The 25,509-nt window shown below is 71.1% G+C and carries 21 protein-coding genes; 9 read left to right on the top strand and 12 right to left on the bottom strand.

The features are described from left to right. Nucleotides 1-84 precede the first annotated feature (84 nt). Nucleotides 85-1,014 (top strand): DMT family transporter, encoded by a 930-nt coding sequence (locus ACTMTF_RS25065; RefSeq protein WP_441112866.1) that lies wholly within the window; start codon nucleotides 85-87, stop codon nucleotides 1,012-1,014. A 2-nt stretch (nucleotides 1,015-1,016) separates the two neighbouring features. Beyond that, nucleotides 1,017-2,669 (top strand): fumarate hydratase, encoded by a 1,653-nt coding sequence (locus ACTMTF_RS25060; protein WP_441112865.1) that lies wholly within the window; start codon nucleotides 1,017-1,019, stop codon nucleotides 2,667-2,669. Nucleotides 2,670-2,748: 79 nt separating this feature from the next. On the opposite strand, the gene ACTMTF_RS25055 is transcribed toward ACTMTF_RS25060, so the two are convergent. After that, nucleotides 2,749-2,937: a DUF5999 family protein gene (locus ACTMTF_RS25055; RefSeq protein WP_397011876.1), complete on the bottom strand. Its 189-nt coding sequence runs from the start codon at nucleotides 2,935-2,937 to the stop codon at nucleotides 2,749-2,751. A gap of 484 nt (nucleotides 2,938-3,421) precedes the next feature. Between ACTMTF_RS25055 and ACTMTF_RS25050 the strand changes: the two genes are divergently transcribed. From ACTMTF_RS25050 to ACTMTF_RS25040, 3 genes are all read left to right on the top strand, one after another. Continuing rightward, on the top strand, nucleotides 3,422-4,531 hold the full coding sequence (locus tag ACTMTF_RS25050) for a serine/threonine-protein kinase (RefSeq protein ID WP_397011878.1): 1,110 nt from the start codon (nucleotides 3,422-3,424) through the stop codon (nucleotides 4,529-4,531). A 35-nt stretch (nucleotides 4,532-4,566) separates the two neighbouring features. Continuing rightward, nucleotides 4,567-6,327, top strand: a complete 1,761-nt coding sequence (locus ACTMTF_RS25045; protein WP_441112864.1) for a protein kinase domain-containing protein — start codon at nucleotides 4,567-4,569, stop codon at nucleotides 6,325-6,327. Between the two features lie 80 nt (nucleotides 6,328-6,407). Then, nucleotides 6,408-7,796, top strand: a complete 1,389-nt coding sequence (locus tag ACTMTF_RS25040) for a class II fumarate hydratase (RefSeq protein WP_441112863.1) — start codon at nucleotides 6,408-6,410, stop codon at nucleotides 7,794-7,796. Between the two features lie 7 nt (nucleotides 7,797-7,803). Here the strand turns inward: ACTMTF_RS25040 and trpD are convergent, their stop codons facing one another. Then, entirely contained in the window at nucleotides 7,804-8,862 is a 1,059-nt protein-coding gene (gene trpD, locus ACTMTF_RS25035) for an anthranilate phosphoribosyltransferase (protein WP_441112862.1), read from the bottom strand. 272 nt (nucleotides 8,863-9,134) lie between these two features. On the opposite strand from trpD, the gene ACTMTF_RS25030 reads away from it, so the two are divergent. Further along, nucleotides 9,135-10,976 (top strand): helix-turn-helix domain-containing protein, encoded by a 1,842-nt coding sequence (locus ACTMTF_RS25030; protein WP_441112861.1) that lies wholly within the window; start codon nucleotides 9,135-9,137, stop codon nucleotides 10,974-10,976. Between the two features lie 43 nt (nucleotides 10,977-11,019). Here ACTMTF_RS25030 and ACTMTF_RS25025 read toward each other — a convergent pair whose 3' ends face one another. Beyond that, the gene (locus ACTMTF_RS25025; RefSeq protein ID WP_441112860.1) at nucleotides 11,020-13,017 is read right to left on the bottom strand and encodes a glycosyltransferase family 2 protein; all 1,998 of its coding nucleotides are present in this window, start codon (nucleotides 13,015-13,017) and stop codon (nucleotides 11,020-11,022) included. A 70-nt stretch (nucleotides 13,018-13,087) separates the two neighbouring features. Then, nucleotides 13,088-13,780, bottom strand: a complete 693-nt coding sequence (locus ACTMTF_RS25020) for a lytic transglycosylase domain-containing protein (protein ID WP_441112859.1) — start codon at nucleotides 13,778-13,780, stop codon at nucleotides 13,088-13,090. A gap of 285 nt (nucleotides 13,781-14,065) precedes the next feature. Between ACTMTF_RS25020 and ACTMTF_RS25015 the strand changes: the two genes are divergently transcribed. Genes ACTMTF_RS25015 through ACTMTF_RS25005 form a run of 3 tightly spaced genes read left to right on the top strand, consistent with a single transcriptional unit; the run spans nucleotide 14,066 to nucleotide 16,652 of the window. Further along, nucleotides 14,066-14,740 (top strand): response regulator, encoded by a 675-nt coding sequence (locus ACTMTF_RS25015; protein WP_397011892.1) that lies wholly within the window; start codon nucleotides 14,066-14,068, stop codon nucleotides 14,738-14,740. Continuing rightward, nucleotides 14,737-16,149, top strand: a complete 1,413-nt coding sequence (locus tag ACTMTF_RS25010) for an ATP-binding protein (protein ID WP_441112858.1) — start codon at nucleotides 14,737-14,739, stop codon at nucleotides 16,147-16,149. The genes ACTMTF_RS25015 and ACTMTF_RS25010 overlap by 4 nt, the downstream gene beginning before the upstream one ends. Further along, on the top strand, nucleotides 16,146-16,652 hold the full coding sequence (locus ACTMTF_RS25005; RefSeq protein ID WP_441112857.1) for a hypothetical protein: 507 nt from the start codon (nucleotides 16,146-16,148) through the stop codon (nucleotides 16,650-16,652). The genes ACTMTF_RS25010 and ACTMTF_RS25005 overlap by 4 nt, the downstream gene beginning before the upstream one ends. Nucleotide 16,653: 1 nt before the next feature. Here ACTMTF_RS25005 and ACTMTF_RS25000 read toward each other — a convergent pair whose 3' ends face one another. From ACTMTF_RS25000 to ACTMTF_RS24965, 8 genes are all read right to left on the bottom strand, one after another. Then, nucleotides 16,654-17,973, bottom strand: coding sequence for a PhoH family protein (locus ACTMTF_RS25000; RefSeq protein ID WP_441112856.1), 1,320 nt, complete (start codon nucleotides 17,971-17,973; stop codon nucleotides 16,654-16,656). A gap of 207 nt (nucleotides 17,974-18,180) precedes the next feature. After that, nucleotides 18,181-18,942 (bottom strand): isoprenyl transferase, encoded by a 762-nt coding sequence (locus tag ACTMTF_RS24995; protein ID WP_397011900.1) that lies wholly within the window; start codon nucleotides 18,940-18,942, stop codon nucleotides 18,181-18,183. Nucleotides 18,943-19,313: 371 nt separating this feature from the next. Next, a complete protein-coding gene (locus tag ACTMTF_RS24990) occupies nucleotides 19,314-19,742 on the bottom strand; it encodes a hypothetical protein (RefSeq protein WP_441112855.1) in 429 nt (142 codons plus the stop codon). 128 nt (nucleotides 19,743-19,870) lie between these two features. After that, on the bottom strand, nucleotides 19,871-20,680 hold the full coding sequence (locus tag ACTMTF_RS24985; protein WP_441112854.1) for a DUF692 domain-containing protein: 810 nt from the start codon (nucleotides 20,678-20,680) through the stop codon (nucleotides 19,871-19,873). Between the two features lie 100 nt (nucleotides 20,681-20,780). Then, nucleotides 20,781-21,782, bottom strand: coding sequence for a TIGR04222 domain-containing membrane protein (locus ACTMTF_RS24980; RefSeq protein WP_441112853.1), 1,002 nt, complete (start codon nucleotides 21,780-21,782; stop codon nucleotides 20,781-20,783). Nucleotides 21,783-21,848: 66 nt separating this feature from the next. Further along, a complete protein-coding gene (locus tag ACTMTF_RS24975) occupies nucleotides 21,849-22,826 on the bottom strand; it encodes a TIGR04222 domain-containing membrane protein (RefSeq protein WP_441112852.1) in 978 nt (325 codons plus the stop codon). Nucleotides 22,827-22,900: 74 nt separating this feature from the next. Next, nucleotides 22,901-24,694 carry a phosphoenolpyruvate carboxykinase (GTP) gene (locus tag ACTMTF_RS24970; protein WP_441112851.1) on the bottom strand — a complete coding sequence of 598 codons (1,794 nt, stop codon included), beginning with the start codon at nucleotides 24,692-24,694 and terminating at the stop codon, nucleotides 22,901-22,903. A 226-nt stretch (nucleotides 24,695-24,920) separates the two neighbouring features. Then, complete coding sequence (locus ACTMTF_RS24965; RefSeq protein WP_397011912.1) at nucleotides 24,921-25,442, bottom strand: hypothetical protein; 522 nt, start codon at nucleotides 25,440-25,442, stop codon at nucleotides 24,921-24,923. Nucleotides 25,443-25,509 lie beyond the last annotated feature (67 nt).

Below are 25,509 nucleotides of genomic sequence, written 5' to 3'. Positions count from 1 at the left end.
TATGGAGGTCGGCCACATTGGTCCTTTTTCATCGTCGGCCATTGGACTGTTTAGGGGGACCATTGTCTCCCTAGCATCCGACACATGAGAAACGGAGTCGCCGGAGCCGCCACCGCCATGTTCAGCGTCGGGACGCTGGCCGGGGTGTCCGCCCTGGTCAAGGACTATCCCGTGTACGGCGGCCAGGCGGTGCGCTACCTGCTGGCCGCCGTCGTCCTGCTCGCCGTGACCAGGGCGCTCGGGCTGCGGTTCGTCCGCCTGACACCGCGCGAGTGGCTGCTGCTCGGCGGCCTCGCCCTGACCGGCCTGGCCATCTTCAACGTCTGCGTGGTCGAGTCCGCCCGCGCCTCCGGCCCGGCGCTGGTGGGCACCGTGCTCGGCGCCGTCCCGCTCGCCCTGGCCCTGGCGGGCGGTCGCCCGGCGCCCCGCCTGCTCGCCGGCGCCACCGTGGTGGTCGCGGGCGCGACGCTGGCCGCCGGGCTGGGCAGCGGCAACCTGGCCGGCCTGCTGTGGGCGCTCGGCGCGTTCGTCGGCGAGATCTCCTTCTCCCTCATGGCCCTCCCCCTGCTGCCCAAGCTGGGCGCGATCAGGGTGTCCACCTACTCCACCGTCCTGGCCGCGCCCATCCTGGCCGCCGTCGGACTGGCCCGGGAGGGCGCCGGCATGCTGCGGGTGCCGACGCTCGCGGAGTCGCTGGGCTTCGCCTATCTCGCGGTCGTGGTGACCGTGGGGGCGTTCCTGCTCTGGTACACCTCGCTGCCGAAGCTCGGCCCCGGCCGCGCGGGCCTGTTCGCCGGGCTCATCCCGGTCGGCGCCATCGTCACCGGCCTGGTCCTCGGCCTCGCCATCCCGTCCGCCTACGACCTGCTGGGCGCCGGCCTGGTGATCGCCGGCATCCTCGTGGGGCTCAGCGCGCGGGCTCCGGGCCTTCCCGGGCCTGGCCGTAAAAAATCATCCCCCACGGCGGGAGAGCCGCGCCGGGAGCGTAGGGTTTCCTCGCGATCGAAAGGATGACTATGGCCGACTTCGACTACACCGACCTGCTGCCCTTGGGCGCCGATGACACGGAATATCGGTTGATCACAGCGGAGGGGGTGCGGACGGTCGAAGCGGCGGGGCGCACCTTCCTGGAGGTGGAGCCGGAGGCGCTGCGGCAGCTCACCGAGGCCGCGATCCACGACATCTCCCACTTCCTGCGCCCGTCACACCTGGCCCAGCTCCGCAAGATCATCGATGACCCCGAGTCCAGCGGCAACGACCGGTTCGTCGCCCTCGACCTGCTCAAGAACGCCTCCATCTCGGCGGGCGGCGTGCTGCCCATGTGCCAGGACACCGGCACCGCGATCGTCATGGGCAAGCGCGGCCGGCACGTGCTCACCGACGGCCGCGACGCGGAGCACGTCTCACGCGGCGTCTACGACGCCTACACCAAGCTCAACCTGCGCTACTCGCAGATGGCCCCGCTGACCATGTGGGAGGAGAAGAACACCGGCAGCAACCTCCCCGCCCAGATCGAGCTGTACGCCGAGGACCCGCACGGTCACCCGGACGAGTACAAACTGCTCTTCATGGCCAAGGGCGGCGGCTCGGCCAACAAGTCGTTCCTGTACCAGGAGACCAAGGCCGTGCTCAACGAGAAGCGGATGATGGCCTTCCTGGAGGAGAAGATCCGCTCGCTCGGCACCGCCGCCTGCCCGCCGTACCATCTCGCCGTGGTCGTGGGCGGCACGTCGGCGGAGTACGCGCTCAAGACGGCCAAGTACGCCAGCGCCCGCTACCTCGACTCGATCCCCACCGAGGGCTCGGCGTCCGGGCACGGCTTCCGTGACGTGGAGCTGGAGGCCAAGGTCTTCGAGCTGACGCAGAAGCTCGGCATCGGCGCACAGTTCGGCGGCAAGTACTTCTGCCACGACGTGCGCGTCATCCGGCTGCCCCGGCACGGCGCCTCCTGCCCGGTGGCCATCGCCGTCTCCTGCTCGGCCGACCGCCAGGCGCTCGCCAAGATCACGCCGGAGGGCGTCTTCCTGGAGAAGCTGGAGACCGACCCGGCGCGCTTCCTGCCCGAGACCACCGACGAGCACCTGTCGGACGACGTCGTCTCCATCGACCTCAACCGGCCGATGCCGGAGATCCTCGCCGAGCTGTCGAAGTATCCGGTCAAGACACGGCTGTCGCTGACCGGGCCGCTGGTGGTGGCGCGTGACATCGCGCACGCCAAGATCGGCGAGCTGCTCGACGCCGGCGGCGAGATGCCGCAGTACCTCAAGGACCACGCCGTCTACTACGCGGGCCCGGCCAAGACACCCGAGGGCTACGCCTCCGGCTCGTTCGGGCCGACGACCGCGGGCCGGATGGACTCCTACGTCGAGCGCTTCCAGGCGGCCGGCGGCTCCAAGGTGATGCTGGCCAAGGGCAACAGGTCCCAGCAGGTCACCGACGCCTGCCGGCAGCACGGCGGCTTCTACCTGGGGTCCATCGGCGGCCCGGCGGCCCGGCTGGCGCAGGACTGCATCAAGAAGGTCGAGGTGCTCGAATACCCCGAGCTGGGGATGGAGGCGGTGTGGAAGATCGAGGTGGTCGACTTCCCCGCGTTCATCGTCGTCGACGACAAGGGTGAGGACTTCTTCACCGACAGCACCGGGCCGGTGCTGTCGATCGGGCGGCGCTGACCGCCGGACGCCGTGGGGCGCCGGGCAGGATCGCCCGCCGGGCGGTCCGCCTCGGCGCCGGGCGCGGTGGCCCGGCCGCTCAGGCGGCCACCGACACCCGGTGCGGCGCGACGATGCGGCCGTCGGGAAGGAGCAGACCGGTGTCCTCGAACAGGACCACGCCGTTGCACAGCAGGCTCCAGCCCTGGTCGGGGTGGGCGCGGATCACGTGCGCGGCCTCACGGTCGAGCGAGTCGGCACTGGGACATTCGGGGTGGTGACTGCACATCGTGCACCTCTCAGATGGCGCTCCTGGAATTGATCTTAGTAGGGCAGCTGGCGCCCTGACGGCGTGCGAAGGTCCAGCATGGTCGCGCGCGGCCTGCGGGACCGGCGGCGAACCTGGATCTGGCGCATCTTCATCACGTCCTTGACGTATTCCGTTGCTGTCCGACCTCGGGTTATGTCCTCATTCTGACGACCGACACCGACACTTTCGGCCACTTCATGAGGATTCCTTCCCGATGGATCCACCATGCCTTCGCTCTCTTACCACAGCCTTACAACTTGCTGACGGCCATCAGAGTTCCTTTCTGCAAGCCGGCGCTCGACTTTCCGGCCGTAGGGGTACGGTGGCTCACGACCACGCTGCGCCATGACATGTCACCCTGGGATCGCTGACGTGAGAAGTCAGACCAGTTGACTTCGATTCGCAACAAATTATCGGCCCTGCCTCTACTGGTCGGTTTACACGAATAGGTAAGCTGCCAGGCATGCGTGCGCCCTCCGGTTACCTTCTCGCCGCGCGCTACCGGCTGGTGGAGCCGGTCGGACGCGGCGGCATGGGCACCGTTTGGCGGGCACATGACGAGCTGCTCAACCGAGAGGTGGCCGTCAAGGAGGTCCGGCTGCCGACCGTCCTCGACGAGGAGCTGCGCGCTGAGTTGTGTGCCCGCACCGAGCGGGAGGGCAGGGCGACCGCGATGGTCGCGCACCCCTCCGTGATCACCGTCTTCGACGTGGTCACCGAGGACGACCGGCCGTGGATCGTGATGGAGCTGCTCCGCGCCAAGTCCCTGGAGCAGCTCATCCAGGAGGAGGGACCGCTCCACCCGCGCCGGGCCGCGGAGATCGGCCGCCAGATCCTGGGCGCGCTGCGCGCCGTCCACGCCAAGGGCATCCTGCACCGCGATGTCAAGCCCAGCAATGTGCTGGTGACCGAGGACCGCGCGGTCCTCACCGACTTCGGCCTCGCCGCGCTCGAAGGTGACGTCTCCATCACTCAGGCGGGCATCGTGCTGGGGTCCGCCGGTTACATCGCTCCAGAGCGGGTGCTCGGCTCGAAGGCCAGCCCCGCCGGCGACCTCTGGTCGCTCGGCGCGACCCTCTACACCGCCGTCGAGGGCAGAGGCCTGCACGGACGTCGTACGGCGGCGGCCGCGCTCGCGGCGTTGACCAGCGGCGAGCCGATCCCGATGACCAAGGCGGGGCCCATCGCTCCGGTGCTGGACGCCCTGCTGCGCATCGACCCGCAGACCCGGCTCGACTCCGTGCGCGCCTCACTGATGCTCGCCCGGGTGGCCGCGGGCGGCTCGGCGGAGGAGCCGCTGACGCCGCGCCGGCCGGAGCGCCCGGCGGTGGCGCTCGGGGGGCCGTCTTTCCCACGCAGGCCCTCGCATCGAGGGCTGCACCGGGCCGAGGCCACCGCGGCGGCGCTCAGCATGCCCGTGCAGCGGCAGGAGCGCAGGCCGGGTGAGGGCGTCCACCGGAAACGAGGCGAATCTCGACCGGCTCCGTCCGCTTATGCCCGTTTGAAAGCGACGGTGATAAAGTTGTTCCTTCCTCGGCGGTTCTGGCCAAGAGAACTTCGCAAGCGAGGGTAAAGCACTTCCCAACCGAGAATCGATATCTTCTTCTCATGCCGGAACACCAGACACGCCTGCTAGCGGAGCGCTACGAGCTCATCTCGCCCCTGGGCCGGGGCACCATGGGCACCGTGTGGCGAGCCCGCGACCGCGCCCTCGGGCGCGAGGTGGCGGTCAAGGAAATCCGCCAGGACCCCGGGCTGACCGAGCAGCAGCGCGCTGAGCTGCGCGAACGCATGGTCCGCGAAGGACGCCTCGCCGCGCGCATCAGCCACGCCGCCGTCGCCGCCATCCACGACGTGCTCATCCAGGACAACAGCCCATGGATCATCATGGAGCTCATCGAGGCCCGCTCGCTGGAGCAGGTGATCGACGAGGAGGGCCCGCTGCCGCCTCGGCTGGTGGCGGAGATCGGCGTCGACCTGCTCGGCGCGCTGCGCGCCGCGCACGCCCAGGGCATCACCCACCGTGACGTCAAACCCGGCAACGTGCTCATCACCGAGACCGGCCGGGTGGTGCTCACCGACTTCGGCATCGCCAAGGCCGAGGGCGATCCCCGGCTCACCAAGACCGGCATGGTCATCGGCTCCCCCGGCTACACCGCCCCCGAGCGGGCCAGGGGCGAGTACACCGGGCCCGAGTCCGACATCTGGTCCCTCGGGGCCACCCTCTACTTCGCCGTCGAGGGGCGGCCCGCCTACGAGCGCTCCACGATCGCCGAGACCCTCGCGGCGCTGCTGAGTGAGAGCGCCGACGTGCCCACCCAGGCGGGCCAGTTGCGGCCGGTGCTCGACGGACTGCTGAACAAGAACTACAAGAAGCGGCTCAACGCCGCCAAGGCGGAGACCATGCTCAGGATGGTCGCGGACACGCCTACCAGCGAGATGCCGGTGATCACGGCTGAGGCCTTGACCGACCAGGAGAGCCTTATGCCGAAGCCGCCCGCCAACCCTCCGGTAGCCGCCCCCGGCGCGCCGGGCCGGCCGACGGGCGGACCAGGGCAGCCGGGGGGTTCTCCCGGCGCCGCCGGACAGGGCCGCCCGCCGGCCGACGCCCCCGGACGGGCCGGAGGCCCGCCTCCCCTCGGCGCTCCGGGACAGGCCGGAGCTCCTCCTGCCGGCGCTCCGGGACAGGCTGGGGGTCCTCCTGGCGGTGCTCCGGGGCAAGGTGGTCGTCCCGCAGCCGGCGCGCCGGGACAGGGCCGCCCTCCCGTCGGTGCGCCGGGACAGGCCGGTGCTGCCGGTGCTGCCGGTGCGCCCGGCCAGCAGCCGCCCGGGTGGCCGCAGCAGGGGCCGTCAGGGCCGCCGGTCCAAGGTACGGGCCCCGCACCGCGCCAGCAGCCCGTGGACCCCGAACGAACCGTCAGCCTGATGCGCCCGAAGTCCCCGCTCCCCCAGACGCCTCCCCACGACGCCCCCCAGCAGGGCGCCCCGCCGCAGGGCCCGCCCCCGCAGCGGCCGGGTGACGACAGCGCCATGTCGGCCACCCGCGTCCACCCGTCCAGGCCGCAGAACGGCTCCCCCGGCCTGCAGGTCTATCCGCCCGCCCAGCACCCCGGGCAGCAAGGCCGCCAGCCCGGCTCGATGCCCTACCAGGGCGGACAGCAGCCCTTCCCGCAGGGACAGCAGCCGCCGCTGGGCCCGCCGCCTGAGCGGCCCGACTCGCAGGGCCTGGGCACCGATCTGTTCTCCATCGCGAGCCAGCCCGAGCAGCAGTCGAACGGCAGCCGCAACGGGATGCTGATCCTCATGGCCGTGGCCGCCTCGGCCGCCGTGGTGATCGCCATCCTGATCGTGGCGCTCCTCTCAAGCTGACAGTTCTCAAGTCTCAAGCTGACAGCTCAACGCGGGGCCGCTCCCGGCTGATCGGCGATGCGTGAGCCAGACTGGGAGGCATGAGCGAGTTCCGCATAGAGCATGACTCGATGGGCGAGGTGCGCGTCCCGGCCGGCGCCAGGTGGCGTGCGCAGACCCAGCGAGCGGTGGAGAACTTCCCGGTCTCGGGGCGACCGCTGGAGCCGTCCCACATCGCCGCGCTCGGCCTGGTCAAGGCGGTGGCCGCGGAGGCCAACGGCGAGCTGGGGGTGCTCGACAAGGATCTGGCCGAGGCCATCGCCCAGGCGGCGGCCGACGTGGCCGAGAACGAGCATGACGCCCACTTCCCCGTCGACGTGTTCCAGACCGGCTCAGGCACGTCCTCCAACATGAACGCCAACGAGGTCATCGCGTCCCTGGCCGAGGAGCGGCTGGGCCGCCCGGTGCACCCGAACGACCACGTGAACGCCTCCCAGTCGTCCAACGACGTCTTCCCCACCTCGATCCACGTGGCGGCGGCGACCGAGGTGAGCTACCACCTGCTGCCCTCGCTGGAGCACCTGGCGACGGCGCTGCGTACCAAAGAGCTGCAGTTCCAGGAGATGGTGAAGTCCGGCAGGACCCACCTGATGGACGCCACACCGGTGACGCTCGGCCAGGAGTTCGGCGGCTACGCCACGCAGGTGGAGCACGGCTCGGTGCGGGTCAAGTCCGCGCTCGGGCACGTCCTTGAGCTTCCCCTGGGCGGGACGGCGGTCGGCACCGGCATCAACACCCCGCCCGGCTTCGCCGAACTCGCGATCGCCAAGCTGCGGGAGGCCACCGGCATCGGCTTCCGGGAGGCGATGGACCACTTCGAGGCCCAGAGCGCCCAGGACTCCATCGTCGAGCTCTCCGGTCAGCTCAAGGTGGTGGCCGTCTCCCTCAACAAGATCGCCAACGATCTGCGCTGGATGGGGTCGGGCCCCACGGCGGGCCTCGGCGAGATCAACCTGCCCGACCTGCAGCCGGGCTCGTCCATCATGCCCGGCAAGGTCAACCCGGTCATCCCCGAAGCCACCGCCATGGTCGCGGCCCAGGTGATCGGCAACGACGCCGCCATCACGTTCGCCGGCGCCTCGGGCAGCTTCGAGCTGAACGTCCAGCTGCCGATCATCGCCCGCAACATCCTGGAGTCCATCCGCCTGCTGGCGAACGTCTCCCGCCTGCTCGCCGACCGCTGCGTGATCGGCATCACGGCGAACAAGGACCGGATGCGCGAGTACGCCGAATCCTCCCCGTCCATCGTGACCCCGCTCAACCGGCACGTCGGATACGAGGAGGCCGCCAAGATCGCCAAGCAGGCCCTCGCCGAGCGCAAGACCATCCGCGAGGTGGTCATCGAACGCGGTCACGTCAGCAAGGGCACCCTCACCGAGGAACAGCTGGACGCCCTGCTGGACGTCCTGCCGATGACCCGCCCCAGCTGAGCCCTGGTCATGCCTTCTTCGTGCCGGCGCGCTGGGTGGCGGTGATCCAGCGCGCCAGCAGTGCCGTGGCGGCGCCGGTGTCGACGGCCTCCGTCGCCTGCTTGCAGGCCTGGGCCAGGGCGGGGGTGAGCTCGTCGGCGGGCGGTGCGCCGTTGGCGGCCACCAGGGCGGCGGCGGCGTTGAGCAGCACGATGTCCCTGATCGGGCCGGTCTCGCCGGACAGGACGGCGCGGGCCACGGCGGCGTTGTGGGGGGCGTCGCCGCCGCGCAGGTCGGCCGGGTCGCAGTAGGGGATGTCGAGGTCGGCCGGGTCGAGGCGGGTGCGGGTGGCCGTGCCGCGGCGTACGACGTAGACCGTGGACGGGCCCGAGGTGGTGAGCTCGTCCAGGCCGTCGTCGCCGCGGAAGACCAGGGAGGAGGCGCCGCGTTCGGCCAGGACTCCGGCGATCACCTCCGCCATGGTCTCGTGGTAGACGCCGACCGCCTGGGCGGCGGGGAGCGCCGGGTTGGTGAGCGGGGCCAGGAAGTTGAAGACGGTGGGGATGCCGAGCTGGCGCCGGGCGCGGGAGGCGTGCTTGAGCGCCGGGTGGAAGGTGGGGGCGAAGCAGAAGGTGATGCCCACCTCCTCGGCGACCCGGGCGACGGCTGCCGGGGGCAGGTCGATGGCGACGCCCAGCTCCTCCAGGACGTCGGCGGCGCCGGTGGTGGAGGAGGAGGCCCGGCCGCCGTGCTTGACGACCTTGGCGCCGGCCGCGGCGGCGACGATGGCGGCCATGGTGGAGATGTTCACCGTGTTCGCGCGGTCTCCGCCGGTGCCGACGAGGTCCACGGTGTCGCCCGGGATCCTGATCGCGGAGGTGCCGGCGAGCAGGCCGTCGGCCAGGCCCGCGACCTCGGCGACGGTCTCGCCCTTGGCGCGCAGCGCGATGGCGAAGGCGGCGATCTGGGCGTCCGTCGCGGTGCCCGACATGATCTGGGACATGGCCCAGGCCGCCTGGACGGAGGTGAGGGGCTCGCGGTCGAGGAGGGTGGCGAGCAGGGTGGCCCAGGTGGTCGTGCCGGTCATGTGACGCCCTTTCGTGTGTCGAGTGCTCGACGGGCGTCCCTGCTGATGCCGGCGGCCGCCTCGTCGAGGCGGCCAGGATGCGTATGCGCTGGTGGGTCCGCCTAGTCGGCGGGCCACCACATGCACGGATACGCGGTCATGCCTCATACGGTATCAGCGTCAGGGAGATTCCCCCTCCGGACGGCACGCACACATGACCGACCGCCCGGTCATGTCGGCTGCGCCCATGTGTCCCGAACCGGCGAGGGCATAGGGTCGGCGAAGTGGAGGCCATGAGCACACGCTTTCTTGAACTGCTGGCCAGACAGGCCTCGGCGGTCGAGTTCGAGGGCCCGATCATCGAGGCCAGGGCCGCCGGAGCCGATCCGGCGACCGTCGAGCAGCTCGAACGCGCCAAGGTCGAGGCGCTCAAGGTGCGGGCGCTGCTGAGGCGCAGGGCCAGGCGCGAGGCCGAGTTGTCCGCCCTCTACGACACGGTCGGCGACCTGTCGGCGCTGCGGGACGTGGACGCGGTGCTGGAGGCCATCGTGCACCGGGCCAGGCGGCTGCTCGCCGCCGACGCGGCCTACCTCACGCTGCACGACCCCGAACGCGGCGACACCTACATGCGGGTGACCGACGGCTCGATCTCGGCCAAGTTCGGGGCGCTCAGGCTCGCCATGGGCGCGGGCCTCGGCGGGCTGGTCGCGCAGACCGGGGTGCCGTACACGACGGCCGAGTACTTCGACGACGCGCGCTTCCGCCGCGAGGGCGACATCGACGAGGCCGTCATCGAGGAGGGCCTGGTCGCGATCCTCGGCGTGCCGCTGCGGCTGGGCCGGCGGGTGATCGGCGTGCTGTTCGCGGCCAACCGCACCGCCAGGCCGTTCGGGCAGGAGGAGGTGTCGCTGCTGGCGAGCCTGGCGGCGCACGCGGCCGTGGCGCTCGACAACGCCAGGCTGCTGCAGGAGACCAGGAACGCGCTGGAGGAGCTCTCCGAGGCGCACCGCGCCGCCGGCCGGCACGCCGAGGCCGTGGAGCGGGCGGCGACGGCCCACGACCGGATGACCTCGCTGGTGCTGCGCGGCGGCGGCATCGAGGACGTGGCCGCCGTCGTGACGGACGTGCTCGGCGGGTCGCTGGCCGTGCTCGACGCCCTCGGCCGGCCGCTCACCGGCGACGCCGGGGAACTCGACGCCGGCGTCGCCGAGGCCGCGCAGGCGTCCCGGGCGCTGGGCCGTACGGTGCGCAAAGGCGATCTGCGGATCGCGTCGGTGGACGTCGGCGGGGAGCCGCTCTGCACGCTGGTCCTGCGCAGCGACGACGCCGACGAGCGCATCCTGGAGCGGGCCGCGCTGGTGTGCGCGCTGCTGCTGCTGTTCCGCAGGAGCGTCGCGGAGGCCGAGGGACGGGTGCGCGGCGAGCTGCTCGACGACCTGATCTCCCACCCAGGCTCGCCCGGCCTGGACGAACGCGCCCGCAGGCTGGGCGTCGACCTGTCGGCGCCGCACGTCGTGGTGGTGGTCAAGCACGACGCGCAGCGCGAACGGGCCGCGTTCTGGGCCTCGTCGGAGGCGACCATCAGGCAAGGGCTGGCCGCCGGCCGGGCCGGCGAGGTGGTGCTGCTGCTGCCGGGCGCGGACGCGGGCCCGCTCGCCCAGCGCCTGGCCGCCGAGCTGAGCGCGTCCCTGCACTCCCCCGCGACGGCGGGCGCGGCGCCGGCCGGTGACGTGCCCGTCGCCGCCGCCTATCAGGAGGCGCGGCGCTGCGCGGAGGCGCTCATCGCGCTCGGCCGGGCGGGCGACGGCGCGAGCGCCGCCGAGCTGGGCTTCGTCGGGCTGCTCATCGGCGACGGCCGCGACGTGCGGGGCTTCGTCGGCTCGGTGCTCGGCCCGGTCATCGACTACGACGCCCGCCGGGGCACCGCGCTGACCGGGACGCTCGCCGCCTACTTCGGCAGCGGAGGGTCGCCGTCACGCACGGCCGAGCTCATGCACATCCACGTGAACACCGTCACCCAGCGGTTCGACAGGATCGGCAGGCTGCTCGGCGACGGCTGGCAGGAGCCGGAGCGGGCGCTGGAGATCCAGCTCGCCCTCCGCCTGCACCGGCTCGGCCACACAACCTCCGCTTAGCCTGTGGGTGACGGCACCATGGCCGGCGTTGAGGGAGGCATGGTCAGTCCTTGAGGTAGCGATGCCTGCCCGCGCGGGCCAGCCTGACCAGGTGCCGCGCGCCGGGCAGGCGGCGGCCCAGGCGGTGCAGCGCGGTGTCGCGGCCCATGGGCGAGCGCCGCTGCGGGGTGACCGCCGTACTGGGACACACCTCGACCTTCCCTCTGCGCATCTCCAGCGCGAAGCGCAGCCCGATCTCCTCCTCCGTGCTGCGCAGCGACGGCAGCCAGGCGCCGGGGCCGAGGGCGTCGCGGCCCGGCATCCGCCGCTTGACCGGAACCTTGGCCACCAGCTGACCCGCGATCTTGCCGGGCACACCGGCCTCGACCAGCGCGGGCGCCGACACCTCGCGGGGCCGCCGGCCGGCGCCGCGCAGCACCAGCTCCAGCGGCGGCCCGCCGCTCGGCGGCACGTACGGCACGGGCAGCACCACGAACAGGTGCTCGTCGACCAGCTTGGCCCGCACCCCCGGGGACACCAGGGCGATCGACTCGGTGAACGAGCGCGGCTCGACGGCCAGGCCGAGCCGGCCGTCGTCGGTCCAGCACGGCACCACCAGCCGCATCCTGGGCCGCTGGGCGAGCACGCCGAGGCAGTTGAGCGGCCCGTCCGTGCGCCGCACCCGGCTCCTGGCCTGGTAGGCCCCGCCGAACATGCGTACGTGCACCTCCCACTGGCCGGGCCTGAGCGGCTCGCCCTGGGCGGCGGCGATCACGTCGACCCTGGCCTCCCCGGTGATCCGCACGCGGGCGTGCCGGCGTCCCTCCGGCACCCGTTCGACCTGGTAGGCCACCGGGAGGAAGTGCACGTCCCCGGTCTCCGCGTGCCGTACGTAGACCTCGATGCGGGCGCGTTCGACGGCCTCGGTGACGTCGGTGACGTGGTCCGGCAGCAGCTTGGCGTCGATGGCCCGCGGCGGCCTCCAGAACAGGCGGTCGCCGTCCGTGCGGAACCTGTCGGGCCTGCCATCCCCGGCCAGCACCTCGACGGCCAGCCCGAGCACCAGGACGTGCGCGTCCCAGCGGACCTCGGTCAGGTCGGCGCGCAGCCCCGCCCGGCGTGAGGAGTTGGCCAGCATGACGAGCTGGTCCAGCCGCCCGGCGCGGATCAGCGCGGCGATGGCCCTGAGCTGGACGGGCAGGTAGCGGTCGAGCCGGTCGGGGAAACGCTCGCCGACCAGGTCCTGGATCATGCGGAAGTACGCGCCCCTGTCGGTGGAGGAGCTGGCGAACGCGGCCGTGAGGAAGGGGCGCAGCACGGCGGTGCGGAACCAGTGGGCGTACATGCGGTCGCGCTGGCGGCCCTCCCCGACATAGGTGTCGATGTGGCCGAGCAGCGCCCGCAGCTCCCGGACGGTGGTGCGCGGGTTCTCCTCGATGACGGTGCGCTCGCCGAGGTGGCAGCAGACGTGCTCGGCCAGCACGGCGATGACCTTGGCCTGCAGGTAGGCCCGCATCACGAAGTCCTGCTCGGCGATGGGCCCGCCCGGCACGGCGAAGCCGAGCTCGTGCTCCTCCAGGAAGGCGCGGCGGTAGAGCTTGTGCGGCGTGAGCAGGGTGAGCAGCCGGTCGCGCAGGATGTCGGCGCGGGCCTTGCTGCGGTCGAACGCGGTCATCGGCGCGCCGCCGTCGCGCACCAGGCGGCCGACGAGCACGTCGGCGTCGGTCTCCGCGGCCCGCTCGTGCATCCGCTCCAGCGCGTCGCGCTCCAGCCTGTCGTACTGGTCGAGCAGGTAGACGTAGTCGCCCCGGGCGGACGCCAGGCCGACGTTGCGCCCGCGCATCGGTGATCCTGTGTGCGGCAGGTGCAGCACCCGAACGTTGCGGCGGACGGCGCCCACGGTGTCGAGCCGTTCCGCGATCCCGTCCGTGGACCCGTCGTCGACGAAGATCACTTCATAGTCGTCCGCCGGCAGGGTCTGCTCCAGCGTGGAGCGGATGCACGCATCGGCGCGATCCCCCGGGTTGTGGACATTGACGATCACACTGACCTTCACACCCATGCCGCCAGCGTGCGCGGTCATACATGGGCGGTCGCGACGGCTTGCCGATTACAGAAGGAAAGCTGACCCGCTAGTACCATCCCTTGGCCTGGGAGTGCCCCCAAGCGGCGCAGGGAGTGCCGTAGCGGCCCTTGATGTAGCCGAGACCCCACTTGATCTGGGTGGCGGCGTTGGTCTGCCAGTCGGCGCCCGCGCTGGCCATCTTGGTGCCGGGCAGGGACTGGGGGATGCCGTAGGCGCCGGAGTAGCGGTTCATCGCCCGCTCGTTCCAGCCGCTCTCCTTCATCCAGAGTGACTCAAGGCAGCCCCACTGGTCCTGGCCGAACCCGGCCGAGGCGAGCATGCTCTTGGCCGTGGCCTTGTTGGTGCCGGGGGACGGGTCGCTGCCCGGCGGGAAGTTGGCGGGCGGGAAACCGTCGCCGCCCGGCGCCTTCTTCTTGATCTCGATCACGTCGAGCGCGTCCTTGCCCTCGCGTGCGGCCTTGAGCTCGGCGGCCTTGTACGCCTGCGTGGCCGCCTCCTTGAGCGCGTCGGTCTCGGGGTCGGGCGCGCTGAGGTCGCCACTGGCGAACGCACCGAGATCCTCCAGCGAGAACGCGTCGGTCTGCGGGGCGTTGGCGTTCTGGACCGCGCGGTAGGCGACGTATCCGCCACCGCCGAAGACGACCACGACGGACAGGACGATGATCGCTATCCGCTTCGGGGTCAGCCGCGAGCGCCGGCGTGCCGGGCGGGAGGCGCTGCGCGCTGGGCGCTCACTCAACTTCGGACCTGGGCTCACGGTCCATGAGCTTGCCCTGCCTTGGGGGGTACTCCGCAACCGAAACGCGGGATTTACTTTGCCATCTGTTGGCTAACCTGCAGGTTAGCCCGAACTTTCCTGATGGTTGTGATTTTGGTCACAGTGGCATGGTCCGCCCTTCGGGCTCCCGTAACCGAAGGGAGGACCGTAACCAGCCTGCCGCAGGGACTTCAGAGCCACATCCCCGGCACGTCACGGTTTCGTGACACAACCCGGATATACGCGACATGGACTAATAATGTGCCCGTGGCAGGCATCCTTCTCGTTGAAGACGACCCCTCTGTGCGCACAGCTCTGGAGCTGGCGCTGACCAGGCAGGGGCACTCCGTCACGGCCTACGCGACGGGTGAGGAGGCTCTGGACCACATACGCTCCCGCCGCCCCGAGATCGTCATCCTCGACGTCATGCTGCCCGGCATCGACGGCGTCGAGGTGTGCCGGCGCATCCGCAAACTCGACCAGCTCCCGGTGATCCTGCTCACCGCGCGGGGCGACGACCTGGACGTGGTGGTCGGCCTGGAGGCGGGCGCCGACGACTACGTGGTCAAACCGGTCGAGCCGCGGGTGCTGGACGCCCGCATCCGCGCCGTACTGCGCCGGGCCGAATCCGCCACCTCCGACCGCATCTCGTTCGGCGACCTCATGATCGACAGAGGCGCGCTCAAGGTCATGCTGGCCAGCAAGGAGATCCACCTGACGCCCACCGAGCTGCGCCTGCTGCTGGAGCTGGTACGCCATCCCGGCCAGGTGCTCAACCGGCGCTACCTGCTGCGCGCGGTCTGGGACCACACGCACGTCGCGGACTCCCGTCTGGTCGACGCCTGCGTGCAGCGGGTCAGGGCGAAGATCGAGCCGAGGCCGGCGGAGCCGGTGTTCATCCACACCGTGCGCGGTTTCGGCTACCGGTTCAGTCCTCCGTGATCCGGCCGCCCACCGGGTTCCGGGCGCGCCTGGTCATCACCTTCACCCTGGTGGCCGTCACCGCGTCCGTCCTCGTCGCGACCATCGGGTTCGAGCTGGCCAAGACGGCGTTGCTCAAGCGGGCCGAGGACTCCTCCGTCGACCTGGTGACCAGGCAGCTCAACCAGATCAGCTTCCCCATCGGCAGGCTCAGGCCGGGCGAGGCCGAGCCCGGCACCAGAGAGCTGTCCAACCTGTCCCAGGCACTCGACGGCCCCGGCCGCAGCGTCGTGCTGGAGTACGGCGACCTGACGCACACCGACGGCCCGATGACCATGAACGACGTGCCCAACGAGCTGCACGGCCGCTCCAAGCAGAACATCGTCATCCAGCGCAAGACGCTGCGCGGCGAGCTCTGGCTGATCGTCGGCGCGGAGGTCCACCGCGCGACCGCCAAGGCGCCCGAGGCGACCGGGCTACGGGCGTTCGTCTTCTTCCCGCTGCGCGACGACGAGAGCCAGCTGGCCACGCTGCGCGCCACCCTGGCCCAGGGCGGCGCCGCCATCGTGCTCATCGCCCTGGTGGTGGCCGTACTGTCGGCCAGACAGGTGCTGCTGCCCGTACGGAGGCTCAGCGCGGCGGCTCAGGCGCTCGGCCAGGGCCGCCTGGACACGCGCCTGCCCGTACACGGACAGGACGAGCTCGCCGAGCTGACCTCCAGGTTCAACGACGCGGCGGCGGCGCTGGAGCTGAGCGTGGCGGAGCTGCGCTCGCTGGAGGCGATGTCGCGCAGGTTCGTCGCCGACGTCTCGCACGAGCTGCGCACGCCGCTCACCGCGATGACGGCCGTGGCCGACATGCTCTCCGAGGAGGCCAGCCGGCTGCCGACGGCGCCCGCCGAGGCGGTGCGGCTGGTGCTGCGCGAGATCGAGCGGCTGCGCGAACTGGTCGAGCACCTCATCGAGGTCAGCCGCTTCGACGCGGGCACGGCCACCCTCAACCTGGAGCCGGTGAACGTGTCCGACGCCATCCACGACTGCCTGGAAGTGCGAGGCTGGAGCGAGCAGGTCGAGGTGACCTCCTCCCGGAGCCTGACCGTCACCCTCGACCTGAGCAGGTTCGACGTCATCGTGGCCAACCTGGTCGGCAACGCGCTCAAGCACGGCGCGCCCCCGGTGGAGGTCAGCGCGAGAGCCACGCAGAACGGCCTGGAGGTGAAGGTGCGCGACCACGGCCAGGGCATCCCGGCGGCGGCGATGCCGCACGTCTTCGACCGCTTCTACAAGGCGGGCGCGGGCCGCTCCCGCAGCCAGGGCAGCGGCCTGGGCCTGGCCATCGCGCGCGCCAACGTGCACCTGCACGGCGGCACGATCTCCGTACGGGCGCAGAATCCCGGCACGCTCTTCACGGTCTGGCTCCCGCACCCATGAGCAGGCGGCACGCGCTCGCGGCGGTCGCGCTGCTCCTGACGGCGGCCTGCGGCATCTCCCCCACCGACGTGATCGACCGGGGCGGCCCGCCCGTCGTCCGGGTCCCGCCACCGTCCAAGACCATCTACCTGCTCAAGGACGGCGAGCTCACGCTGGAGCCCGCCGACGTGGACTCCGACTCGGTGAGCAGCCTCCTCACCGCCCTGTTCGACGCCTCGACCCAGCCGCTCGGCGACCGGGACACCGCCCTGCGCGGCTTCGTCTTCGAGGGCATCGAGGACTCGCTCAACCCCGTCCAGCGCGACGAGGTCAAGCTGCCGCGGACCTCGACGCTGACCGTGTTCATCAAGGGCGAGGGCACGCTGACCGAGCTCGGCAAGGCGCAGATCGTGTGCACCGCCCTGCAGGATACGACGGTCGAGGAAGTCAAGATCATCCGCCAGTACGTGGACCGCCCCTCCACCACCACGGAGGGACGGCGCACGTGCGGCGAGTTCAAATGAGCTAGATGGACAGGTCTTCCAGCATCTCCGTCACCAGCGCGGCGATCGGCGAGCGCTCGGACCTGGTCAGCGTGACGTGCGCGAACAGCGGATGCCCCTTCAGCTTCTCCACCACGGCCACCACGCCGTCGTGCCGCCCGACCCGCAGGTTGTCACGCTGGGCGATGTCGTGGGTGAGCACCACCCGTGAGTTGGCGCCGATGCGGCTGAGCACGGTCAGCAGCACCCCGCGCTCCAGCGACTGGGCCTCGTCCACGATGACGAAGGCGTCGTGCAGCGACCGGCCGCGGATGTGCGTCAGCGGCAGCACCTCCAGCATGCCGCGATCGAGCACCTCGTCGATCACCTCCGGCGTGGTGACCGCGCCCAGGGTGTCGTAGACCGCCTGCGCCCACGGGCCCATCTTCTCGCCCTCGCCGCCGGGCAGGTAGCCGAGCTCCTGACCGCCGACGGCGTACAGCGGGCGGAAGACGACCACCTTGCGGTGCTGGCGGCGCTCCAGGACCGCCTCCAGCCCCGCGCAGAGGGCCAGGGCGGACTTGCCCGTGCCCGCCCTGCCGCCGAGTGAGACGATGCCGATCTCCGGGTCCATGAGCAGGTCCAGCGCGATGCGCTGCTCGGCGGAGCGGCCGTGCAGCCCGAACACCTCACGGTCACCGCGCACCAGCCGCACCGACTTGTCCGGCTGCACCCGCCCGAGCGCCGATCCCTTCGCCGACAGCAGCCGCAGGCCGGTGTGCGTGGGCAGTTCCCTGGCCTCCTCCAGGTCGGCCGTGCCGTGCTCGAAGAGCGCCTCGACGCCCTCCGCGGTCACCTGGACCTCCGCCATCCCCGTCCAGCCGGACTCGACCACCAACTCGGCGCGGTACTCCTCCGCCGACAGGCCGATCGAGGCCGCCTTGACCCGCATGGGCAGGTCCTTGGAGACGAGCACGACGTCACACCCCTCCGCGGCCAGCGAACGGGCCACGGTGAGGATGCGCGTGTCGTTGTCGCCCAGGCGGAACCCCACGGGCAAGATGGACGGATCGCTGTGATTGAGCTCAACCCTGATCGTGCCGTCCCCTGTCGGCATGGGCTCGTCCAGCCTGCCGTACTCAACGCGCAGGTCGTCGAAGTAGCGCAGGGCCTTTCTGGCGAAATAGCCCAGCTCGGGATGGTGCCGCTTTCCCTCCAGCTCCGTGATCACGACGATCGGCAGAACGACATCGTGCTCCGCGAAGCGGGTCATTGCCGCCGGATCGGCTAGCAGGACCGAGGTGTCCAGCACGTAAGTGCGCTTGGCGGGGTTGGTCGAAGGGTTGCTCGAGGACACTGCCACACGTTCTCCCCCGGGCGCCCTAGCGGTCGGGCGCCCTGCAGACGAGGCGGGAATCGGACCGGACCCGGGTCTCCCACCGCGACATGCCGGCGGTGCCGGGTTCCGGCCCCCCTCGGCAGATGTTGGTGCAAAGGCGGGACCTCTCCGGAGTGTTCGGTCTGCGACCGGACACTTCCAACGTTACGTTCTGGATACCCAGATGTCCCGTCAGGAACCGTAACGTCGGTGTCTCGCAGCGTAATCACGCAGCGCCCGCAGGAAATCCACCCTGCGGAAGTCGGGCCAGTAAGCCTCGTGGAAGTAGAACTCTGAGTGAGCGCTCTGCCACAACATGAAGCCCGACAGACGCTGTTCGCCCGAGGTCCGGATGAGAAGATCCGGGTCGGGCTGGCCGCGAGTGTAGAGATGCTCCGCGATATGTTCGACATCGAGCACCTCGACGAGGTCCTCGATGCTCGCGCCCCTGCTCGCATGCTCCTGGAGGAGTGAGCGCACCGCATCGGCAATCTCACGCCTTCCTCCATACCCAACTGCAACGTTCACAATCAGGCCCGGACGGTGTGATGTTACTTCTTTCGCATTTTTTAGGACATTAGCCGTCCTGTCCGGGAGCAGGTCGAGCGCTCCGACCGGACTGATCCGCCACCCCAGCTCCACGAGCTCCTGCGTGACGTCCTCGATGATGCCCAGCAGCGGCTCGAGCTCCTCGCTGGGCCGGTTGAGGTTGTCGTTCGACAGCATCCAGACCGTGACGACCTCGACACCGGTCTCACGACACCAGGTGAGCAGCTCGGCAATCTTGTCGGCGCCCTTACGGTGTCCCGTCGCGACGTCCCGCATCCCCATGGCGCGCGCCCAGCGGCGATTGCCGTCGATGATGACCCCGACGTGCCGGGGCACGCTGTCTTTCGACAGCTTGGCCTCCAGCCGGCGTTCGTACACCCGGTAGACCACATCGCGCAGGCCCACGGAGTCCCTCCCCAGCGCTGCAGTACCTCAGGTCGGACGACCCAACAGGCAATTATCACCGCGTTTCGCCCGTGCCCGTGCCCATCCACGGGCTCCAGACGGCTTTCCGACCCGCCCGAAGCCGTCCATGAGCCCATGCACGAACCCAGCCGAACGCCGCCGGCACGAGCACCACTCACCTGCCCTGCCCGCCCGCCCCGCAGGTCTTTCACAGACCTCCGGGCAGCCGCCACTCGCCACCCGTGCCCACTGGGGCACGAGCGGAATGGTGCGTATTCGACAGCGTAGCCCTCCTCCGGGGAGGGTCTGCCCCGGAGGAAATCCGCCTGCCGACGGGGAAGAGGGCACCTGACCGGAAGAGCGCCGCCTGATCAGGGAGAACGCCGCCACAACCTGACCCACCAGGACGACCTGCCCGGCTCCGCAGCCTCAGCGAGCCCGGCGGGCGGGGTGGTCGGAGCAGGCTCCGCGGGCATCTTCCCCTGGGCGCGGAGCCAGGCCGCGAAATCGTCGGCGTCCGCGCGATAACCGGGCGGCGGCACCGTACGGGAGCGGGCGTAGGCGGCGAAGTCGGCGGCCAGATCCTTCCCCGCCGCCCGGGCCGCGTCCGGGCGCAGCCTGGCCACGACACTGCGGCGCTTGGCCACCAGGCTGCCCGCCTGCACCCTCAACCGCGCGGCGTCGAACCCCTCCGGCGGCTCCGCACCGCTGACCAACGCCGCGACCACCCGCGCCTGCGCCTCGGCCAACCTCCGCCGACCCTCCCCATCCTCCCCACCGGGATCCCGGTCACCGGCCACCCGCGGCTCCTGCCCAGCCGACCGCCTCCGGCCCCGCTCAGCAGGACCACCCGGGGGCTGCCCGTCGGACAAGCTCGGGGACTGTGCGGTTGGTGCGCTCGGGGGCGGGGCTGGGGGTGGGTCGGGGGTCATGTGGCGGGGGTGGTCGTGGCGGCTCGGATGCGGGAGAGTTCGGCGGCGAGGGTCTCGTCGCTGGGGTAGTGGTCGTCCCACTCCAGCAGGACGCCCGGCGGGTGGGTGCGGGCGCAGAGCTCCCGGAGGATGTCGAGGACGGGCTCGGGCACCGAGGCGGTGTGCGTGTCGTGCCAGACGCCGCCGTGCTCCTCCCCACCGGCGACGTGCACGTACGCGAGCTGCGACAGCGGCAGGTCGTCCAGCGCCTGGACGGCCGACAGCCCGAGGTTCACCTGGTTGGTGTAGAGGTTGGCGACGTCGATGAGCAGGTGCACGCCGGTGAGCTCGACCAGCTCGCCGAGGAACTGGGCGTCGGTGAGCTCGTCCTCTGGCCAGCCGAAGAGGGCGGCCACGTTCTCCAGGGCGAGCGGGACCGGCAGCGCGTCCTGGGCCTGGCGCACGTTCTGCGCGACGACCTTCAGGGCGTCGCGGGTGCGGGGCACGGGCAGCAGGTGACCGGCCTCGACGCCGCCCGCCCGGACGAACGCGAGGTGCTCGCTGACCAGCGGGGCGTCCAGCGCCTGGGCGCAGGCGGCCAGGTGGGCGAGGGTGGCGGCGGACGGTGGTTCGGCGCCGCCGACGCCGAGGCTCACGCCGTGCGGGATCACGGGGAGGCCGCGTTCGCGCAGCAGCCGCAGCGACGCGGGGAGGGAGGCGGGACGGATGTTCTCGGCGATGACCTCGACGAACTCGACGCCGGCCAGCCTCTCCACGGTGAGATCGATCTCCGCGCGCCACCCGATGCCCAGCCCCAGCCGCCCCATCGGACCCCGCCTCCCACTCGCCGCGTGCTCCGGTCGACGATCAGCCGACTCCGCATGCTCCGGGGATCGGTCAGCCGCCACCGCATGCTCCCGTGGCTGGTCAGCCGCCACCGCACCCACCGCCACAGCCGCCGCCACCACCGCACGAGCTGCTGCCACCGCCACAGGAGCTGCTGGAGGCGCTGTGGCTGCCGCTCCCGCCGCTGGAGCTCGTGCCGCTGGAGCCGGCGAAGTCGCCGCCGCCGAAGCTCTGGCTGGTGTCGTGGGAGCCGCCGCAGGTTCCCCCCGCGCAGCTGCCGCCGGGCGGCACCGCGTTGTCGCGGGCGTTGAGCTCGGCCTCGGTCTCGGGGTCGCCCATCGCGCTCAGGCCGTACAGGGCGACCGGCATGGAGATGTCCGACACCGTCGCCGCCGGGGCGCCCGGCCGGTGCGTGCTCTTGGCCCTGCTCAGCCGTTCTTGGCCCGCGTAGGTGACCAGGCTCCGCAGCGCCCGCCGCAGCCGGACATAGGTGCTCAGCCCGGAGATCCCGGACACCACCAGCGCTATCGCGCCCACGGCCAGCAGGGCCCCTGCCATGGTGTCCGCCTCGGGCAGGAACAGCACGCAGAGCAGGGTCACCGGCACGAGGATCAGGCACAGCGCCGACAGCAGCGCCAGGCGCCTGAGCCGCGAGCGGACCGTCCCGGCCGCCTCCTCGGGCGCGATCAGGCCCAGGGCGATCAGCTGGTGCTGGATGGCGGTCATCTCCTGGCCCTTGCCGACCTCGTGGCGGACCTCGTGGGCCGAGGCCCCGCTGCCCGCCGCCGCCAGGACGGCCCGTTCGAGGTCGTCGCCGGGACGAGCCGCCCCCGCGACGGGGTGCAGGAGGCCTCCTCTGGAGACGCGGAGCAGCCCCGCCCGGGTCAGCACGGCGATGGCGGTGTTGACCGCCCGCAGCGCGCCGCCGGCGAGATAGGCGACCTCGTAGGCGCCGAGCTCACGCGTTCCCGCGTCCACGGCCCGGCGCAGGCGGGCGTATCGGCTCTTCAGCGACATGGTGGTCGCGATGACGGCTGCGATCAATACGGCACAGACCAGGATGAGCGTTACAAGGACCCCCATGGCCGCCTCCTCTGCAGGTACCCAGTAGACGCCCGCGAGCGGCGGAAAGGTTCCCGCCTGAAGGTCTCAACCACCTGACCCGCCGCCTCCGCCGCAGCCGGACGATCCGCCGCCGCCGAAGTCGCCGCCCCCGAAACCGCCCCCGCCGCCATCCCCGGAACCCGAGGAGCCGAAGCCTGAGGAACCGAAGCCCGAGGAGGGGTCCGCGTAGGTCCCGCAGGATCCGGCGATGTCGCCGCCCGGGCTCCCGGCCGACAACTCCTCGCCGATGATCCGATCGTCCACCTCGCCCAGGCCGTACAGCGCCACGGGGACGCCGACGGCCAGGCTGAGCGAGGCCGGGTCGCGGAAGCCGCGCGGATGGCGGCGCAGCGCCGACAGCAGCACCTGGCGCCCCTCCTTGCTGACCCGGTCACGCTGCTTGCGGCGCTCCTTGTAGATCGACGAGAGGCCCACGAACACCCCGAACGCGCCGAACAGCAGCGCCCCCAGGAACTTCCCCTCCTTGCCCGCCACGCCGGCCACCGCCAGCACGATCGCGGTCACCTCGAAGACGAACCCCGCCGCCACGGCCGCCATGAGCCATCTCAGGCGGCCGTTCGCGGCGTCGGCCACCGCCCCCTCGGGCAGCAGCAGGCCCCGGCGGGTGAGACCGCCGGCCAGCTCGGCGAGCGCCGGGTGCTCCGCCAGCGCGTGCCGCAGCTCACCTGCCGTGCAGCCGCCCGGCCGCGCGCCGAGGACGTCCAGCACCGCCTGCTCGATCGGCACCGGCGACGGGCGGGCGGCGTACACGATCGTCACGCGCGCGCCCCGTGAGACGCGGACGGCGCCGGCCGTCGCGAGGACGGCCAGCGCCGCGTTGAGCGCGCGTCGCGGCCCGCCGGAGAGGTACGCCAGCTCATAGGGGGACAGGTCGGCGCCGGAGCCGCCAGACCCCGCCCCCGCCCTGCCCCGGGCCCTGTCGGCGGCACGCTGGGCGGCTCGGTCGGCGGCGAGGACGAGCCCCACCACGCCGATGGCCGCGATCAGTAAGACGTTGTCCATCCCGTGTCCGTCCCGGCTCCCTCGGCAGCACTGCGGGGCCGCCAAGCTAGCCGGGCCAGCCGCGTCGCACAAGGTCAGCCGAGGCGGTCCACCAGGGCGTTGTACTCCTCCCACAGCTCCTTGGGCAGCTGCTTGCCGAACGTGTCGAAGTGGGCCGGGATCAGCGCCGCCTCCTCGCGCCACACCTCGCGGTCGACGCTCAGCAGCGTGCGCAGGTCCTCTTCGGGCAGGTCGAGCCCCTCGGTGTCGAGCGAGTCCGGCACCAGCCCGATCGGGGTCGGCACGGCCTTGGCCTCGCCGTTGAGGCGGTCCACGATCCACTTGAGCACGCGGCTGTTCTCGCCGAAGCCCGGCCAGATGAACTTTCCGTCGGCGTTCTTGCGGAACCAGTTCACGTAGTAGATGCGCGGCAGCTTCGCGCCCTGGCGGCGGCCGATGTCCAGCCAGTGGGCGAAGTAGTCGCCCATGTTGTAGCCGCAGAACGGCAGCATCGCGAACGGGTCGTGGCGCAGCTCACCGACCTTGCCCTCGGCCGCCGCGGTCTTCTCCGAGGCGATGTTCGCGCCGAGGAAGACGCCGTGCTCCCAGCTCAGCGACTCCGTGACGAGCGGTACCGCGGTGGCGCGGCGGCCGCCGAACAGGATCGCCGAGATCGGCACGCCCTTGGGGTCCTGCCATTCGGGGGCGATGATCGGGCACTGGGAGGCGGGCGTGGTGAAGCGGGAGTTCGGATGGGCGGCTGGCTCGTCGCTGTCCGGGGTCCAGGAGCGGCCCTTCCAGTCGGTCAGGTGCGCCGGCGGCTTGTCTGTCAGGCCCTCCCACCACACGTCGCCGTCGTCGGTGAGCGCGACGTTGGTGAAGATGCTGTTGCCCCAGAGCGTCTTGACCGCGTTGGCGTTGGTGGTCTCGCCGGTGCCGGGCGCGACGCCGAAGAAGCCGGCCTCGGGGTTGATGGCGTAGAGCCGGCCGTCGTCGCCGAAGCGCATCCAGGCGATGTCGTCGCCGACCGTCTCGACCTTCCAGCCGGGGATGGTCGGCTGGAGCATGGCGAGGTTGGTCTTGCCGCATGCGCTGGGGAAGGCGGCCGCGACGTAGCGGTGCTCCCCGGAGGGCGGCGTCAGCTTGAGGATGAGCATGTGCTCGGCCAGCCAGCCCTGGTCACGCGCCATCACGCTGGCGATGCGCAGCGCGTAGCACTTCTTGCCGAGCAGGGCGTTGCCGCCGTAGCCGGAGCCGTAGGACCAGATCTCGCGGGTCTCGGGGAAGTGGCTGATGTACTTGGTGGAGTTGCACGGCCACGGGACGTCCTGCTGGCCGGGCTCCAGCGGCGCGCCGACGCTGTGGACGGCCCTGACGAACTCGCCGCGCTCCTCGATCAGGCGCAGCGCCCGATCGCCCATCCTGGTCATGACCCGCATCGAGACCACGACGTACGGCGAGTCGGTGATCTCGACGCCGAGCTGGGAGATGTCGCCGCCGAGCGGCCCCATGCAGAACGGCACGACGTACATCGTGCGGCCGCGCATGCTGCCCTTGAACACCTCGCCGAAAGTCCTGCGCATCTCGGCCGGCGCGATCCAGTTGTTGGTCGGCCCGGCGTCCTGCTCTCGCTCGGAGCAGATGAAGGTGCGGTCCTCGACCCGGGCCACGTCGCTCGGGTCGGAGGTCGCGTAGAAGCTGTTGGGCCGCTTGGCCAGCCGGGTGAACGTGCCCTGGTCGACCAGGAGGTTGGTCAGGCGCGTCCACTCCTCCTCCGAGCCGTCGCACCACTCGATCCGGTCCGGCTCGGTAAGGGCGGCTATCTCTTTCACCCACGCGGCCAATTCGGCATTGGCGGTAGGCGTGGGAACTTCCACGGAAACAGACACGGCTGCGGCTCCTCCACTCTCTCAGGGCCCGCTCATCATTAACGACGACGACACCGGAAAGCCAATTGGCATAGACCTCTGACTCGGCTGTCGTCGCAGGCAGCGGCCTTGACGATTGGAGGAACCTACCCACCGGGACACGTTTTAAAAGAAAGTCGCCGGCGCACTGGTTTAGGCCAATCGAAATGGTCTAAACCAATGTGCCGAATGGTTTAGTCCAATCCGCTCACGAATTGACGTCGGGCCCCGCGGACCTGACCCGGTCCACATGCTGCAGGGCGTCGCGCAATTCCCCCAGCCAGGTGTCGGTGTTGCGGCCGACCAGGCGGACGCACCAGGCGAGGGCGTCGCTGCGACTGCGGGCCACCCCGGCGGCCACGAGCGTGTCGAGGACCTGTCGCTCGGACTGCCGCAACCTGGTCATGACGGGCACGGAGAGTGTGGTGAACATCACAGTCTCGCCACCACAGGTGACACCCCAGGAGACCTTCTGCCGGAACTTCCGCTCGGCCTCCTTGGCGATCTCGATGCGCCTCTCCCGCGTCTCCTCCCTGAACCGGCCGATCAGCCCGTCGATGAGGGCCCCTCGCTCGGCCTCCTCCACGCCCGCCGGGGGATCCGGCAGCGTGCCGACGACCGCGATCTCCTCGCGGTCCCTGGTGACCTGGGGCGGGCCGGTGAACCAGCCTTGCGGGAGCCGCCCGGTGAACCAGCCGCGCATCTGCGCTGTCATGTCATCGCTTGCCATGTAATCAACATTACATAGTTGCCGGAAAATAGCACGCACCAGAACGAGGCGGTCTCGTACGGAACCA

Source organism: Nonomuraea sp. ZG12, from assembly GCF_052068115.1.
GTDB lineage: Bacteria > Actinomycetota > Actinomycetes > Streptosporangiales > Streptosporangiaceae > Nonomuraea.
This window is presented reverse-complemented; position numbering and strand designations above follow the sequence as displayed.

Excerpts from the sequence above, each read along its gene's own strand:
- ACTMTF_RS25065 (WP_441112866.1), top strand. The coding sequence starts at position 85 with ATGAGAAACGGAGTCGCCGGAGCCGCCACCGCCATGTTCAGCGTCGGG.
- ACTMTF_RS25060 (WP_441112865.1), top strand. The coding sequence starts at position 1,017 with ATGGCCGACTTCGACTACACCGACCTGCTGCCCTTGGGCGCCGATGAC.
- ACTMTF_RS25055 (WP_397011876.1), bottom strand. The coding sequence starts at position 2,937 with ATGTGCAGTCACCACCCCGAATGTCCCAGTGCCGACTCGCTCGACCGT.
- ACTMTF_RS25050 (WP_397011878.1), top strand. The coding sequence starts at position 3,422 with ATGCGTGCGCCCTCCGGTTACCTTCTCGCCGCGCGCTACCGGCTGGTG.
- ACTMTF_RS25045 (WP_441112864.1), top strand. The coding sequence starts at position 4,567 with ATGCCGGAACACCAGACACGCCTGCTAGCGGAGCGCTACGAGCTCATC.
- ACTMTF_RS25040 (WP_441112863.1), top strand. The coding sequence starts at position 6,408 with ATGAGCGAGTTCCGCATAGAGCATGACTCGATGGGCGAGGTGCGCGTC.
- trpD (WP_441112862.1), bottom strand. The coding sequence starts at position 8,862 with ATGACCGGCACGACCACCTGGGCCACCCTGCTCGCCACCCTCCTCGAC.
- ACTMTF_RS25030 (WP_441112861.1), top strand. The coding sequence starts at position 9,135 with ATGAGCACACGCTTTCTTGAACTGCTGGCCAGACAGGCCTCGGCGGTC.
- ACTMTF_RS25025 (WP_441112860.1), bottom strand. The coding sequence starts at position 13,017 with ATGGGTGTGAAGGTCAGTGTGATCGTCAATGTCCACAACCCGGGGGAT.
- ACTMTF_RS25005 (WP_441112857.1), top strand. The coding sequence starts at position 16,146 with ATGAGCAGGCGGCACGCGCTCGCGGCGGTCGCGCTGCTCCTGACGGCG.
- ACTMTF_RS24985 (WP_441112854.1), bottom strand. The coding sequence starts at position 20,680 with ATGGGGCGGCTGGGGCTGGGCATCGGGTGGCGCGCGGAGATCGATCTC.
- ACTMTF_RS24980 (WP_441112853.1), bottom strand. The coding sequence starts at position 21,782 with ATGGGGGTCCTTGTAACGCTCATCCTGGTCTGTGCCGTATTGATCGCA.
- ACTMTF_RS24975 (WP_441112852.1), bottom strand. The coding sequence starts at position 22,826 with ATGGACAACGTCTTACTGATCGCGGCCATCGGCGTGGTGGGGCTCGTC.
- ACTMTF_RS24965 (WP_397011912.1), bottom strand. The coding sequence starts at position 25,442 with ATGGCAAGCGATGACATGACAGCGCAGATGCGCGGCTGGTTCACCGGG.